Annotated in this window: 16 protein-coding genes; 8 read left to right on the plus strand and 8 right to left on the minus strand. The window is 30.8% G+C overall.

Features of this window, described 5'->3' with window-relative positions:
* The first annotated feature begins 1 nt into the window (after window position 1).
* From Q4548_RS04765 to Q4548_RS04805, 8 genes are all read left to right on the plus strand, one after another.
* Complete coding sequence (locus tag Q4548_RS04765) at window positions 2–838, plus strand: squalene/phytoene synthase family protein (protein WP_303452087.1); 837 nt, start codon at window positions 2–4, stop codon at window positions 836–838.
* Window positions 838–1,302 carry a hypothetical protein gene (locus tag Q4548_RS04770; RefSeq protein ID WP_303452089.1) on the plus strand — a complete coding sequence of 155 codons (465 nt, stop codon included), beginning with the start codon at window positions 838–840 and terminating at the stop codon, window positions 1,300–1,302. Before Q4548_RS04765 ends, Q4548_RS04770 begins: the two co-directional genes overlap by 1 nt.
* Window positions 1,295–1,753, plus strand: coding sequence for a sterol desaturase family protein (locus tag Q4548_RS04775; RefSeq protein WP_303452091.1), 459 nt, complete (start codon window positions 1,295–1,297; stop codon window positions 1,751–1,753). The genes Q4548_RS04770 and Q4548_RS04775 overlap by 8 nt, the downstream gene beginning before the upstream one ends.
* On the plus strand, window positions 1,753–2,442 hold the full coding sequence (locus Q4548_RS04780) for a lycopene cyclase domain-containing protein (protein ID WP_303452093.1): 690 nt from the start codon (window positions 1,753–1,755) through the stop codon (window positions 2,440–2,442). The genes Q4548_RS04775 and Q4548_RS04780 overlap by 1 nt, the downstream gene beginning before the upstream one ends.
* Complete coding sequence (locus Q4548_RS04785) at window positions 2,429–3,715, plus strand: deoxyribodipyrimidine photo-lyase (protein ID WP_303452095.1); 1,287 nt, start codon at window positions 2,429–2,431, stop codon at window positions 3,713–3,715. The genes Q4548_RS04780 and Q4548_RS04785 overlap by 14 nt, the downstream gene beginning before the upstream one ends.
* Window positions 3,716–3,718: 3 nt before the next feature.
* Window positions 3,719–4,102, plus strand: a complete 384-nt coding sequence (locus Q4548_RS04790) for an alkyl hydroperoxide reductase (RefSeq protein ID WP_303452097.1) — start codon at window positions 3,719–3,721, stop codon at window positions 4,100–4,102.
* Window positions 4,103–4,147: 45 nt separating this feature from the next.
* On the plus strand, window positions 4,148–4,990 hold the full coding sequence (locus Q4548_RS17170; RefSeq protein ID WP_336622729.1) for an FKBP-type peptidyl-prolyl cis-trans isomerase: 843 nt from the start codon (window positions 4,148–4,150) through the stop codon (window positions 4,988–4,990).
* A 261-nt stretch (window positions 4,991–5,251) separates the two neighbouring features.
* Window positions 5,252–5,791, plus strand: coding sequence for a YfiT family bacillithiol transferase (locus Q4548_RS04805; RefSeq protein ID WP_303452099.1), 540 nt, complete (start codon window positions 5,252–5,254; stop codon window positions 5,789–5,791).
* Here the strand turns inward: Q4548_RS04805 and Q4548_RS04810 are convergent.
* The 8 genes from Q4548_RS04810 to Q4548_RS04845 form a co-directional block, all read right to left on the minus strand.
* Window positions 5,788–6,216, minus strand: coding sequence for a secondary thiamine-phosphate synthase enzyme YjbQ (locus Q4548_RS04810; RefSeq protein ID WP_303452103.1), 429 nt, complete (start codon window positions 6,214–6,216; stop codon window positions 5,788–5,790). The two genes, Q4548_RS04805 and Q4548_RS04810, sit on opposite strands and share 4 nt — an antisense overlap.
* A gap of 124 nt (window positions 6,217–6,340) precedes the next feature.
* Window positions 6,341–7,306: a hypothetical protein gene (locus Q4548_RS04815; RefSeq protein ID WP_303452105.1), complete on the minus strand. Its 966-nt coding sequence runs from the start codon at window positions 7,304–7,306 to the stop codon at window positions 6,341–6,343.
* 97 nt (window positions 7,307–7,403) lie between these two features.
* Window positions 7,404–8,141 carry a LytTR family DNA-binding domain-containing protein gene (locus tag Q4548_RS04820; protein ID WP_303452107.1) on the minus strand — a complete coding sequence of 246 codons (738 nt, stop codon included), beginning with the start codon at window positions 8,139–8,141 and terminating at the stop codon, window positions 7,404–7,406.
* Window positions 8,141–9,364, minus strand: coding sequence for a sensor histidine kinase (locus tag Q4548_RS04825; protein WP_303452109.1), 1,224 nt, complete (start codon window positions 9,362–9,364; stop codon window positions 8,141–8,143). Before Q4548_RS04825 ends, Q4548_RS04820 begins: the two co-directional genes overlap by 1 nt.
* 11 nt (window positions 9,365–9,375) lie before the next feature.
* Entirely contained in the window at window positions 9,376–10,632 is a 1,257-nt protein-coding gene (locus Q4548_RS04830) for a sensor histidine kinase (protein WP_303452111.1), read from the minus strand.
* 164 nt (window positions 10,633–10,796) lie between these two features.
* Window positions 10,797–12,692 carry a molecular chaperone DnaK gene (dnaK, locus tag Q4548_RS04835; protein ID WP_303452113.1) on the minus strand — a complete coding sequence of 632 codons (1,896 nt, stop codon included), beginning with the start codon at window positions 12,690–12,692 and terminating at the stop codon, window positions 10,797–10,799.
* Window positions 12,693–12,832: 140 nt separating this feature from the next.
* Entirely contained in the window at window positions 12,833–13,468 is a 636-nt protein-coding gene (locus Q4548_RS04840; protein WP_303452115.1) for a hypothetical protein, read from the minus strand.
* Window positions 13,469–13,658: 190 nt separating this feature from the next.
* Window positions 13,659–14,285, minus strand: a complete 627-nt coding sequence (locus Q4548_RS04845) for a hypothetical protein (protein WP_303452117.1) — start codon at window positions 14,283–14,285, stop codon at window positions 13,659–13,661.
* Window positions 14,286–14,381: the final 96 nt, after the last annotated feature.

Genomic DNA, 14,381 nt, shown 5'->3' on the forward strand with positions numbered 1-14,381 from the left:
TATGAAAGCACTTTTTGACAGTACCAGTTACGAATGCAGCCAATTGATTACCAAAAGATACAGTACCTCCTTTTCTATGGGAATCCTGCTATTTAAACCTTCCATTAGACCTGCTATATATGCCATTTATGGATTTGTACGCTATGCCGATGAAATTGTAGACACCTTTCTAGAGTATCCTCAACAAACTCTATTAGATGAATTTGAAGAAGAATATTACAAAGCTTTAGATAGAAAAATTAGTTTAAACCCAATTTTGAATGCTTTTCAAGAGGTTGCACTTCGTTATGACTTACAGCCTTTTGTGAAAGAATTTTTAAAAAGCATGAGACGTGACTTGTCTCAAACAGTCTATGCAACTCAAGAAGAATATGAAGCCTACATTTATGGATCTGCCGATGTTGTAGGACTGATGTGCTTACGTGTTTTTGTAAACAATAACGAACAAAAATTTCAAGAGTTAAAACCTTATGCTATGAAATTAGGTTCTGCATTTCAAAAAGTGAATTTTTTAAGAGATTTAAAAGATGATTTAGAAAGTTTAGAAAGATCTTATTTTCCAAACCTAACCTCTTTACCTATGGATGCTCACACCAAACAAACCATTATTCTTGATATAGAAAATGACTTTAATGAAGCTTTAATCGGAATTCAAAAACTACCGATAGAAAGTAAAATGGGTGTCTATTTAGCCTACAAATACTACTTAAAATTATTGTACAAACTAAAGAAAACAACTAGTGAACAAATAATGAATGAACGAATACGTGTGTCAAATCCCACAAAAATATTAATTTTAATGAGGGCTTACACCAAGTATTCTTTAAGATTGGTTTAATGATGAAAAAATTATGGTTTGTTTTATTTTTAACACTTCAATTACAAGCAAGTAATTGTGACTCTCTGAACAAAATCAGAAACATTTTTCAAGCTGGAGTTAACGAAAAAGAATTGACAGAAATGATTGCCATTTGCAAACAATCTGATTGTGAAGAAGTAATTCCCTACCTAGCAGCAGCTACCATGAAAAAAGCAGAGTTTGCTTGGTCTCCTTTTGATAAGTTGGCTAACTTTAACAGAGGAAAAAAAATGTTAGAAAATTTCATCAAAAAAAATCCTAAAAATATTGAAGCTAAATACATTCGTTGGTTGACTCAAAAAATGGCTCCTCGTTTTTTAGGATATCATAACAATCTAGAACAAGATGAACTTTTTATACTTAAAAACATCAATAAAAGTGATATTGACTCGAGTTACCAAAAAATCATGCTAGCGCATCTAAAAAAAATAAAAAATGAATAGTATTCCTATATATATAGCAGTTACCTTAGGTACATTTCTATTGATGGAGTGTATTACTTGGTGCACCCATAAATTTGTAATGCATGGCTTTTTATGGTATTTGCATGAAGATCATCACCAGCCCAAATACCAAGGAGTGTTTGAAAAAAACGACGCTTTTTTTGTGATTTTTGCTATGCCTAGTATTGCCTTATTCTACTACGGAATTAGGCCCGAACTAAATTTTTTGTTTTTTATTGGTTTGGGAATATTGTTTTACGGAATGGCCTATTTTTTAGTACACGATATTATCATACACCAACGTTTTAATTGGTTTAAAAACATTAAAAACCCGTATATAAAATCTTTAAGAAAAGCTCATAAAGTACATCACAAACACTTAGGAAAAGAAGAAGGAGAATGTTTTGGAATGTTGTATGTCCCTATTAAATATTTTAAACAATACTTTTAATGCAGTACACCTATTTAATCATAGACTTGGGCTGTATTATAATTCCTTTTTTATTTAGTTTTTACAGCAAACATGCCTTTTACAAAGAGTGGAAATACTTTTTCTCTAGCTGTATATTGGTGGGAATGTTTTTTTTAATTTGGGATGAAATCTTTACTCAAGCAGGATTTTGGGGTTTTAACCCAACGTATTTAACAGGTATTTATGTAGGACAATTACCTATAGAAGAACTTCTGTTTTTTGTCTGTATTCCTTACGCTTGTTCTTTTACTTTTTTTGCTTATCAATATTTAATTCCCAATAAGCAAAACACTTTATTCATCAAAAAATTAAATAGTTTTTTAGCTATATTTTTATTGTGTTCAAGTGGATTATATTATTTTAAATGGTATACTTTTTTAACTTTCTTTTTTTTAGGAATATTCTTGTGGTTCCTGCATATTAAAAGAGTAAATCTATATTACCACTACCTAACCTTTTTAACTATTATTCCATTCTTTTTTGTAAGTAACGGAATACTTACAGGTAGTTTTTTAGAAGCTCCCATTGTTTGGTATAACAATGCAGAGAATTTAGGAATTAGAATGTTTACCATTCCTATAGAAGATACTTTTTATGGCATGTTGCTAATTTTTGGAAACATTTACCTACATCAATACTTTAAACAAAGATATCATGCAAAGAGTTAATATCTTTTGGTTTAGACGTGATTTACGTTTAACAGACAACACGGCATTAAATATTGCCCTGAAAGGGGAAATTCCTGTGTTGCCTATTTTTATTTTTGACACCAATATTTTAGAACACTTAGATAAAAATGACGCCCGTGTTAATTTTATTTACGACTGTTTGCAAAACATTCATCGGCAATTAAAAGAAAAAGGTAGCAGTTTACATATCTTAAAAGGCCCCCCTTTAGAGGTCTGGAAACAATTGTTTAAAGACTATAATATTCAAACAATATACACCAACAAGGATTACGAACCGTATGCGTTAGAAAGAGATAGAAACGTTTACAAACTAGCCAAAGAAAACAATGCTGAGTTTCATCGCTATAAAGATCAAGTGATTTTTGAAGAATCAGAAATTGTGAAGGCTGATGGTAAACCTTACACAGTATACACTCCATACAAAAACAAATGGTTGGCTACTTTTAAAGAAATTAACCTACACACAGAAACTAGTTCTTTTCAAAATTTCATCAAACAAGAAAAAGAAATACCATCATTAGCTCAAATTGGGTTTGAAACCTCAACTATAAAAGTTAATGATTTTAATCCTAAAAAAATTAAAGAATACGGAGATTATAGAGATTTCCCATCACAAGACCATACCACGCACATAGGTCCTCATTTACGTTTTGGAACTCTTAGCATTCGTCAGGTAATTTTGGACTTACAAGAACAGAGTGATGTATATTTGAGTGAATTGATCTGGAGAGAATTTTTTATGCAGATTTTATTTCATTTTCCTAAAGTACAGCATCGTAATTTTAAAGCTAAATACGATGCCATTCCTTGGAGAAATAACGAAGAAGAATTTGAAAAATGGTGTAACGGACAAACAGGTTATCCGTTGGTAGATGCAGGTATGCGAGAACTAAATACAACGGGGCATATGCATAACAGAGTCCGCATGATTACTGCTGGGTTTCTATGCAAACATTTACTGATAGATTGGCAATGGGGCGAGGCTTACTTTGCTGAAAAATTATTAGACTATGATTTGTCTGCCAACAACGGGAACTGGCAATGGGCAGCAGGAACCGGCTGCGATGCTGCTCCATATTTTAGAGTATTCAATCCTACAACTCAAATTCAACGATTTGACAAAGATTTAAAATACATTAAAAAATGGATCTCAGAATTAGAAACAGTAAGCTATCCTAAACCTATGGTAGATCATAAATTAGCTAGAGAACGTGCTATTGAAACGTACAAAAAAGCTTTACAAAACATTTAAATCATGAAAATAATTTTAAAACTGGCAGCTGTTTACAATCTTATATGGGGAGCTTGGGTAGTGCTATTTCCCAATCAATTCTTTGATTTGGTAGGCATGGAGCGTTTAAACTTACCTATGATTTGGCAAGGTGTGGGAATGATTGTTGGCGTATATGGTTTGGGTTATTGGTGGGCATCTTACAACCCGATGAGACATTGGCCGATAGTTGCTGTAGGTTTTCTGGGGAAAATATTTGGACCCATTGGTTTTGTAGGTAATTACGCTCAAGGAATTGTTCCTTTTGAATTTTTCTACACCCTTATTTTTAATGATCTCATTTGGTGGCTTCCTTTTGGATATATTATGCTAAAAGTGCATAGAGAGTACCATTGGAAATTGAACTAAACCCATTATTTGTTATATCTTTATTTTTTTTAAAGAATTAACAACATGAAAAAACTACTTTTTGCCCTATCTTTTATTCTATTAACTGCTTGTTCTGGAGACGATCTTCCTAAAGATTATACCGAAGATAATGAAAACGAAATGTTGACATACATTGCTGATAACAATCTAAATGCAGAAAAAAGTGATACCGGAATTTACTATGTAATTGATGAAGAAGGAACAGGAGATTTTCCTATCTCCTCAGATATTGTCAAAGTAAATTACACAGGTTATTTTACTAATGGAACTATTTTTACCCAAAGTGCTGACAATGGAACTCAATTGACTTTACAAAAAATTTTATTGGGGCTGGCTTATGGAATTCCACAATTTAAAACAGGAGGTTCTGGAAAAATCATCATTCCCTCAAAATTAGCTTATGGTAATTCCGATTACGGTAGCATTCCTGGAGGATCTGTACTTATTTTTGATATTGAATTACTTGCTATTTATAATGATATTGATACCGCTAACGATGCAGAAATTGTAGATTATCTTGCTGAAAATGACTTAACAGATACTGCCGTTAAAACTGATTCCGGATTATATTACATTATTGAAGGTGACGGAACGGGTGAATCCCCAACAAGCTCAGACAATGTTACAGTAGCCTATAAAGGGTATTATACCAACGGAACAATTTTCGATCAAAGCAGTGTTTCTGGTGTTAGTTTTAATTTACAAAGTGTAATTAAAGGATGGACAGAAGGAATTCCTTACTTTAAAACTGGTGGCTCTGGTAAACTATTGGTTCCTTCAAGTTTAGGATATGGTTCAGATGATTATAGTACAATTCCTGGAGGTTCTGTACTTGTTTTTGATATCAATCTTATCTCTATAGACTAACTACAAACCTATTTTGGTTTCTAAAAAATACAAACCCATATATTTTGATAGTTATCAAAATATATGGGTTTTACTTTGTAAGTGAATTTAAAAAACAAAGACTATTTTTTAAAATTTATGCAATGACTCGTAAACAAAAGACTGTAATTTTTCTCATCTCTCTTATCAATTTGTATATTATGATAACACAAATTATTTATGGATACCAGCATTGATCCTATATGTTTTATTTATATTTAGGCAGGTAAACATTACTATAGTATGACTTTAGAGCATTTAAAATTTCCAATTGGTGAATGTACAGATTGCAAATCACCTTCTTCAGAACAATTGACACTGTGGTTACAAGACATTGAAATTTTTCCAAGTTTGGTGACAAAAATCACCCAAAACTTAACCGTTGAAGAATTAAATTGGAAATATCGTCCAAAAGGTTGGACGATCAAACAAGTAGTTCACCATTGTGCCGATAGCCATATGAATAGCTTTATTCGTTTCAAACTAGCGCTCACAGAAGAAACTCCTGACATTCGTCCTTATTACGAAGACAAATGGGCAGAACTTGCCGATGCTGTAGATAATGATATTTCACCTTCTTTAGCACTACTCACTGCTTTGCATCGCAAATGGATCTGTTTGTTAAAAAGTTTGTCTCAAGATAAGTTGCAACTAGAATTTGTACACCCTGAACACGGCAAAAAATTCTCTTTGGCAGAAAATATTGGTATCTATGCCTGGCATTGTAACCATCATTTAGCCCACATTAAAAATGCGATTCAGTTCAAAGGAAAATACAATTAAACGAATACTCCAAATGCAGTAATCACAACATTTCTAGCTCCACCATAATTACGATGTTCTCCCAAATAAATTCCTTGCCAAATTCCTAAATTCAACTTTCCATTAGAAATAGGAATGGTTATAGAGCTTCCTAACATAGATGCTTTTATATGTGCAGGCATGTCATCACTTCCTTCATAATCGTGCATATAGTAAGGCATATCTTCCGGAATCATTTTATTAATATGTGTTTCAAAATCTAATCTTACCGTAGGATCTGCATTTTCGTTAATAGTTAAACTTGCTGATGTATGTTTGATAAATACTTGTAGCTGTCCTATCTTTAGTTTTTTTAGTTCTGGAATAGCTGAAAGGATTTCATTTGTAATTAAATGATATCCTCTTTTTTTGGGAGCTAGCTGAATTTCTTTTTGATAAAACTGCATAATTTTTTTTCTAACACTAAAATAAAAAAGTCTCAGAGCTAAAACATCAAAAAGACACTTTAAAACATAAAAAACCTCTACAAAAAAATGTAGAGGTAAAATCAATAAATAGCTTTCCTTTTTCTTACTTATGTTCTTCTATGATTACACCAAAACCTGTAATTTTTGTAATGTTTATTTTTTGAAACAATCCATTTCTATATCCTGTATCGTCTGCATCTATAGTACTTGTTCTTTCTTCCAACCTTAACAAATACTCTCCATCCTCTGTAATGATCTCATTTAATTTACTAGCTGTAAACTTGTAAGAATAAGTTCCCGATCCAGATCCATTTGAACCATTTGAGGAGATATAATCTATTTTATTAGCATCTAAATCATAAATTCCCAATACCACTCCAACTCCATTAAGAAAGTTTGTTACACTAGGTCTTACTCTAAATTCTGTGTGGCTATTTAAATTAAGTTCTGTCAAAACTGTCCAATTATCATAATTTTCTATTTGTGTACCGCTTAAAAAATTTGTTGCATCAGAATCAATTACATAAGTTTCATAGGCTACACTTTCAGATTGTAAATCATCCGAAGATGTGACTGTTAATTCGGTAGCACTTTCTTTTTCAATAATAACAGCAATATAATCATCTACTTCTAAATCTAAGTCTGAAATATCCGCTTCTAAATTAACCCTTGTTTCTTCTGTAGTATTACCTACGGGAACCGACACAGATGCCAATTCTTCACCTCCTTTTTTTCCCTCTTCTACTTTAATTTCATCTCCAGAATTTTCAGCAGTTAAGTCTAAGGTATATTCATTTTCTAAATACCTTCCTGTTAATTTTAATTCATAAGTATAGTTTTCATTGTATCCTTCTACTTGAATTACAGGAGTATTTTTAAAATCATACACTGCTCTATTTAAACTAGCTGTTTTTGATGTATAATTTTCAAAATTGGCACTTTGAATACTTACTGGTTCTAACGTAGCAGTATCTTCTGTATCTTCTTTTGAACAACTTACAGTTATTAAACACGTAACAAATAACAACAAAAACAATGATGCTCTTGATAAATAATGGGTCTTTTTCATTTTTAATAATTTTTATTTGACCCAAAAATGAAACTTTTATCAACATTTACTTTTACATAGTTTCCGAACTACAAATTATTCTTTCCCAATCTATTTTTTAAGGATTTAAATAAGACTCTGTTTGTTCTTTGTATGTTTTTCCTACAGGAATTTCCTTCCCATGAATCATCAAACTTCTTTCCGCTTTAGAATAAATTGTCACCATGTCTAAATTGACAACCCAAGACCTATGAATTCGTTTTATTTTTTCACTTTCAAACAACAATTCTTCGTAATAACTTAGTTTTTTAGATGCTGTATATTTTTTTTCTCCTGTAGTATAAACATGGCTATACATTCTATCTGCTTCTATGTATAAAATATCATCAATATCAATAATTACATAATCACTCTTATATGGAATAGAAATTTTGGATAATTTCTTTTTGTTGATGGACAACGTACTTAATCTTTTTTGAAAACTGATCAAACCTAAGGTATTTTCAATTTTTTTGGATACTTCCAAAAGTCTATCAATATCTATAGGTTTTAACAAATAATCCAACGCTGAAACTTCAAAAGCTTTTACTGCATATTGATCGTAAGCTGTAATAAACACAATTTGAAAATCAATTTCATCAAACTCTTTTAACAATTGAAATCCGTTCTTTTGTGGCATTTCTATGTCTAAAAATACCACATCAGGTTTTTTATTCTTTATGCTAAGTACTGCTTCATTAACATTGCAACAAGTATCTATGATACAAATATCTGGACAAAAATTTTGAATTAAATAACTTAAGTTTTCCCTAGCACTCAACTCATCATCTACGATAATGGCTTTGTTTTTTTTCATTATTTAGTTTGTGGTATTTGTATCAAACATCTTGTTTTATTATCTAGCAACGAATATTCAAAATGAATATTTATTTTATAATACTCCTTTAACAACTCTAAATGCTGCTTTATATTTTCTACAGAAAAAGTGGGCTGTTCTTTTAAAGAATCTTTAGAATCATCTAAAAACAATTCCTCTAAATAAACTCCATTGTCTAAAATAGTACAGGTGATAAAATTATTATTTTGATGAAATTGAATGTTAATTTCTTTGATTCCCTCTGTTTTATGAAACATTCTATGCAAAGCATTTTCTACAAAAGGCTGAACAATCATAGATGGAATTTTAACATGATGAGCAACATCTACTTTCTCTAACTTATATGTTAAGGAGTTTTTAAATCTTAATTTTTCCAGCTCTAAATACCTTTGTAACAAAAAGAATTCATCTTCAAAAAACACATACGTTTTCTCGCTCATTTTTAAATTATCTCTAATCACTGCAGAAAATTTAGAGAGATACGTATAAGTATCCATGGTATTGCCTTTAATCACCAAGTTCTGTACGGAATTCATAGTGTTAAACATAAAATGAGGATTCATTCTACCCCTTAAAAGTTTTAACTGTAAATTAGCTAGTTCATTCTTTTTAGTTTCTTCTAGTTTTAAATAAGTTGCTCTTAATTCTTTCTCATTATCTGTGTTAATTTTTTTAAAATAATTCACCAATAAATAAACACAGGTAAACAGTCCAAATACAGCAAATGGATCTAATTTATTTACGACAGATGCTGGATACACAACAATTACATAGTAAGGAATAAAAAAAAGAAACAAGCTAAACAATGTAACAAAAGCTGGAATGGTATTTTTATTAAAAAGCGTTAATGCTATTCCTGGTACAAACACATAGTAATATTCGCTATAAGCCTCTGGTAGCAAAACTGTTGAAAACATAAAAATGGTAAACAAAACAATCCCTAACCACAGAGATGTTGCCAAATAATATTTATGATGTTTGTTTAAGATTAAAATAACCGCCATAAACAACAACAAGACCAAATAACTCAACATTATTTTTGATGTAATAATCCCGGTAATAGTATCTCCTATAGGCATAATTACTACAAAGTGAAGTGTTATCAGCACGTAAATGTTTAATAATTTTATCTTTTTATTCTCTAAAGAAGAGTAGTTTGATTGCTGTCCTACTCCTAAAAAAGCATGATATATATTTTTCAAAATAACAAGTTTTAATATGAATAGTTGTCTTTTACATACGGAATTTTAACCTCTACTTTGGTTCCTACATCTGTTGGCAAATATTTAAATCCAATATCTGTTTTGTAAAAATCTGTTAAAAAAACAAGTCTTTCTTCAATAGCTTTTGTAGAAAAAGAAGCTTGTTTATCATCATTCTGTTCGTTTATTATTTCAGATGCTACAACACCTACTCCATTGTCTACAATTACACACACCAATACCTCTTCTTCTAGTTTAAAAAACACTTCTAGCTTTTTAACTCCATTTATTTTATGTAGCAATCCGTGTTTGATGGAGTTTTCTATAAAAGGTTGAATAATCATGGCTGGAATTTTAACCGTTTCCATGTTTTCTACTTCAAATAACTGATACTCAAAATCATCTTTAAACCTCAATTTTTCTAATTCTAAATATTTTTTTAATAATGACAACTCTTCTTCAAAGAAAACAAAACTTTTTTCGCTCATGTTTAAGTTCTCACGTATCATTAAAGAAAACTTAGTTAAGTAATTATAAGCTTCATTCTTATCTCCTTTCAACACCAAACTTTGAATAGAATTCATAGCGTTAAACATAAAGTGAGGATTCATTTGTGCTTTTAAAGATTTCAATTGCAAATGTGCCAATTCACTCTTTTTTGTTTCTTCTAATTTTTGATAGGCAACTGCTAATTTCTTTTCATTTTCGATGTTATTTTTTTTAAAGTAATTCACTAAAAAAAAGAGACTTAAAAAAACACCTAATATTGCTGGAACCTCCATTCTCTCAACATAATCTACTGGATACACCACAATAAAAAAATACGGAGTTAAAAACAACACAAAACATAAAAAAACAATCACCCAAGGAATGGTGTTTTTAGTATACAAGGAAAGTGCAATACCTGGAATAAGCAGATAATAATATTCCATATACATACCCGGAAGTATATATATAGAAAAACAAAAAAAGTTTAAGAAAGCGGTAAAAATCCATAAAAACCTAGCAACTTTAAAAAAAGCATACCTGTTTAATACAATCACTATAATTAAACTCGTAAACGTTGTTAATTGAGCTATTGTAGAATTGATAACGACCGAATCTACATCTTTTGTTAAATAGTCTGATAATGGAAACAAAATTGTAAAATGCATCCAAATTAATGCATATGTATTTAACAGCTGTATTCTTTTATTTTGTTCGCTAGAATAATTAGAATTCACCCCTAACCTAATGATTTTACTATACTTAGATTCAATCACAATCATCAATTTAATTTCAATCTAAAAAGATACGTCTTCTCTTTTTAAATTGCATTATATATTTCCCAAAGACTCTATAATGTTTCCTAACATACTTTTTAAAACAACAAAAACCGTTTCAGTTTCCTGAAACGGTTTTCTAATATTCAACTTAATCTAAAACTTTCGTCTTATTTTACTTCTTCAAAATCAACATCTTCTACAGCATCATCTTGTTCAGCATTTGCTGTTGGTTCTGCTTGTTGAGCTCCAGCAGCTTCACCTTGAGCAGCCGCTTGAAATTCTGCAGCAGCACCTTGTAATGCAGTATTTAATTTTTCGATAGCAGGATCAATTCCTTCTACATTTTTAGCAGCATAAGCAGCTTTCAATTCTGTCAAAGCAGCATCGATAGGAGCTTTTTTGTCTTCTGGTAATTTTCCTTCTACCTCTTTCAATTGATTCTCTGTTTGAAAAATCATTTGATCTGCAGTGTTCAATTTCTCAGCAGTTTCTTTTGCTTTTGCATCTGATTCAGCATTTGCTTCAGCATCTGCTTTCATTCTAGCAATTTCTTCTTCTGACAATCCTGAAGAAGCTTCAATCTTAATTTCTTGAGATTTGTTTGTTGCTTTGTCTAATGCAGAAACTTTGATAATTCCGTTAGCATCAATATCAAAAGTTACTTCAATCTGAGGTGCTCCTCTTTGTGCTGGTGGAATGTCAGTCAATTGGAAACGACCAATTGTTTTGTTATCTGCAGCCATTGCTCTTTCACCTTGTAATACGTGAATATCTACAGATGGTTGGTTATCTACAGCTGTAGAGAATACTTGAGATTTTTTAGTTGGAATGGTTGTATTCGCTTCAATTAATTTTGTGAATACATTCCCCATAGTTTCAATACCTAAAGACAAAGGTGTAACGTCTAACAACAATACATCTTTAACATCTCCAGCTAAAACTCCACCTTGAATAGCAGCACCAATTGCTACAACCTCATCAGGATTCACTCCTTTGTTAGGCTCTTTTCCAAAAAACGCTTTTACTCTTTCTTGAATTACAGGAATACGAGTAGATCCACCTACTAAAATTACCTCATCAATATCAGAAATATCTAAATCAGCATCTTGTAATGCTTTTTTAACAGGCTCCATAGAACGATTTACCAAGTCTGCTGCCAATTGTTCAAATTTAGCACGAGACAATGTTTTTACCAAGTGCTTAGGACCAGAAGCCGTAGCAGTTACATATGGTAAGTTGATTTCTGTTTGAGCAGAAGAAGACAATTCAACTTTTGCTTTTTCAGCAGCTTCTTTCAAACGTTGTAAAGCCATTGGGTCTTTACGTAAATCTATTTGTTCAGCAGCGTTAAATTCATCTGCTAACCAGTCAATAATTACTTCATCAAAGTTATCTCCTCCTAAGTGAGTATCTCCGTTGGTAGACAATACTTCAAAAACTCCGTCTCCAATTTCTAAGATAGAAATATCAAATGTACCTCCTCCTAAATCGTACACAGCAATCTTTTGATCAGATCCTTTTTTATCAATACCGTATGCCAATGCAGCAGCAGTAGGCTCGTTGATGATACGTTGTACTTTTAAACCTGCAATTTCTCCAGCTTCTTTTGTAGCTTGACGTTGTGCATCGTTAAAATATGCAGGAACTGTAATTACAGCCTCTGTTACTGCTTGACCTAAATAGTCTTCAGCAGTTTTTTTCATTTTTTGCAATGTCATTGCAGAAATTTCTTGTGGCGTATACAAACGTCCGTCAATATCAATACGTGGTGTATCGTTATCTCCTTTTACTACAGCATAAGGTACTCTTGCTACCTCATCTGTACATTCAGAAAACTTGTTTCCCATAAAACGTTTTACAGAAGCAACCGTTTTAGTTGGGTTGGTTACCGCTTGTCTTTTTGCAGGATCTCCTACTTTACGCTCTCCTCCTTCTACAAAAGCAACAATAGAAGGTGTTGTTCTTTTTCCTTCAGCATTAGGAATTACAACTGGGTCGTTTCCTTCCATTACAGAAACACATGAGTTTGTAGTTCCTAAGTCAATTCCAATAATCTTACTCATAATGATATATTTTATTTAATAAGGTTGTTAATTCATTTTTACAATTTGAATTAGTCAATATGCATGCCATGTGTAGTTATTTCATAAATTGTCACAAATATATGACAATATGACAGCAACCCTTATCTTAAAATAATAAATCAGAATGTTTCGTAGTAATAATTCATTTTCTTTTCTTCAACCTTTTCTTGTTGAATTTTGAAGTATGCATCTTCTGATTCTAATACTTGTAAAAAATATAGATCATTAGAAAAGCAACTCAAGACAATATTCACATCTTTTTCTATATAAAATGCATGATTGTATTTTGCTCTAAACCCATACTCTCTATCGGTTAGCGTAAAATCATACTTTAATTCAAGTGTGTTTATTATTTCGTCTAAATTAGGAAGTACTACATTTATATAAAAAAGTTTTTTTTCATGAAAATGAAATTCAACCTTAGCTTTATGTCTTCCAAACATTCGTTTGTAATAAAATACCTCAACTTTGTTTTTTTTGGATACTTGTAAAATGGTTTTTGGAATCCCCAACACATGCAATAACTCTTTTCTCGAAATTCCTAACTCTACATTTGATAATGATATGTTTCTATCTGACACATTGCTATTGGAAATCTTATTAATCCTATCAACAACTGGAATATATGATCTTATTGTAGGATATTTTTCATTGAGTAAATCTCTGTAATTTTGAACATCAATACATTTTTTTAAAGAACATTTCACACAACTTTTAAATCTAAAAAACGAACGGTATAGAATAAATCTAATCATAATTTTGGGGTATTAATTGGGGTTAAAGTATAGCAACTTACCCAAAGATACCCTTGCCTTCTCCTTTTCTAATTGATCAAAAATCAAACTTAAGTTGTTTTTAATCAACTTTTTGAATATTCTTTATTGATCTGTTGAAAAAAATAAAGGTTGTAAAATTCCCTATATGGACCATGAATTTATTAAAAGACTATAAATTTTCGAAAAGAATTTTAGATTGCTTGTCTTTTTCCTTTATAGACTTTTGCTCTTCTATTTTTCGTAAAACATTAAACTTTTCATGAAAATTAGAACACATGGAATAATAGTTCAGACTCAAGCCTAAATTCACATCAATTCCAATTGAGTTGTTTAAATTATTCTTAAAGAAGGTTTTACCTGAAGACAAGAAATTTCCATATTTAATTTTTAGGATCTTTAAAACATCTTCAATAGAATTTATTTCTTGATTGTAAAAATTTACGTTTACATAGAACAATTTATTTCTAAAAAAATGAAAATCCGCTTTTGCTCTTTTTTTCATTATTTTAAGGGTATAAGACAAAACATAAATCTCTTCTTTTTTAGAAACAATGTGTATCAAACTAGGATTTCCTAGTTTTTTTAATATCATTTTTTGCGACATTCCAAAAACCAACCCCATAAACAAGACTTTTTCTGCTGTAGGTTTAAAAGTAGCCGTTTCAAATTCCTCAACTAATTTTTTATAAGAATTTATGCCTGTGTATTTGTCTATCAATAGACTTTCGTAGTATTTTTTTTTATTAGACTTTAAAAAAAAACTTTTAAGTAAAAGAGAAAATTGGTAAAATTTCATAGATGTTTAGTTTAGACAAATTTTCTTTTTCATGTGTTAAGATAAGAAAAACACTCTAAATAATCCATTTCAAAAGCTTATCTCACAAAAACAACT

It is taken from the genome of Wenyingzhuangia sp. 2_MG-2023, from assembly GCF_030548295.1.
In the GTDB taxonomy this organism is placed as follows: Bacteria; Bacteroidota; Bacteroidia; order Flavobacteriales; family Flavobacteriaceae; genus Wenyingzhuangia.

Bases quoted from the DNA above. Each gene is read 5' to 3' on its own strand.
- Q4548_RS04765 (WP_303452087.1), top strand. From the start codon at position 2: ATGAAAGCACTTTTTGACAGTACCAGTTACGAATGCAGCCAATTGATT.
- Q4548_RS04770 (WP_303452089.1), top strand. From the start codon at position 838: ATGATGAAAAAATTATGGTTTGTTTTATTTTTAACACTTCAATTACAA.
- Q4548_RS04775 (WP_303452091.1), top strand. From the start codon at position 1,295: ATGAATAGTATTCCTATATATATAGCAGTTACCTTAGGTACATTTCTA.
- Q4548_RS04780 (WP_303452093.1), top strand. From the start codon at position 1,753: ATGCAGTACACCTATTTAATCATAGACTTGGGCTGTATTATAATTCCT.
- Q4548_RS04785 (WP_303452095.1), top strand. From the start codon at position 2,429: ATGCAAAGAGTTAATATCTTTTGGTTTAGACGTGATTTACGTTTAACA.
- Q4548_RS04790 (WP_303452097.1), top strand. From the start codon at position 3,719: ATGAAAATAATTTTAAAACTGGCAGCTGTTTACAATCTTATATGGGGA.
- Q4548_RS17170 (WP_336622729.1), top strand. From the start codon at position 4,148: ATGAAAAAACTACTTTTTGCCCTATCTTTTATTCTATTAACTGCTTGT.
- Q4548_RS04805 (WP_303452099.1), top strand. From the start codon at position 5,252: ATGACTTTAGAGCATTTAAAATTTCCAATTGGTGAATGTACAGATTGC.
- Q4548_RS04810 (WP_303452103.1), bottom strand. From the start codon at position 6,216: ATGCAGTTTTATCAAAAAGAAATTCAGCTAGCTCCCAAAAAAAGAGGA.
- Q4548_RS04815 (WP_303452105.1), bottom strand. From the start codon at position 7,306: ATGAAAAAGACCCATTATTTATCAAGAGCATCATTGTTTTTGTTGTTA.
- Q4548_RS04820 (WP_303452107.1), bottom strand. From the start codon at position 8,141: ATGAAAAAAAACAAAGCCATTATCGTAGATGATGAGTTGAGTGCTAGG.
- Q4548_RS04830 (WP_303452111.1), bottom strand. From the start codon at position 10,632: ATGATTGTGATTGAATCTAAGTATAGTAAAATCATTAGGTTAGGGGTG.
- dnaK (WP_303452113.1), bottom strand. From the start codon at position 12,692: ATGAGTAAGATTATTGGAATTGACTTAGGAACTACAAACTCATGTGTT.
- Q4548_RS04840 (WP_303452115.1), bottom strand. From the start codon at position 13,468: ATGATTAGATTTATTCTATACCGTTCGTTTTTTAGATTTAAAAGTTGT.
- Q4548_RS04845 (WP_303452117.1), bottom strand. From the start codon at position 14,285: ATGAAATTTTACCAATTTTCTCTTTTACTTAAAAGTTTTTTTTTAAAG.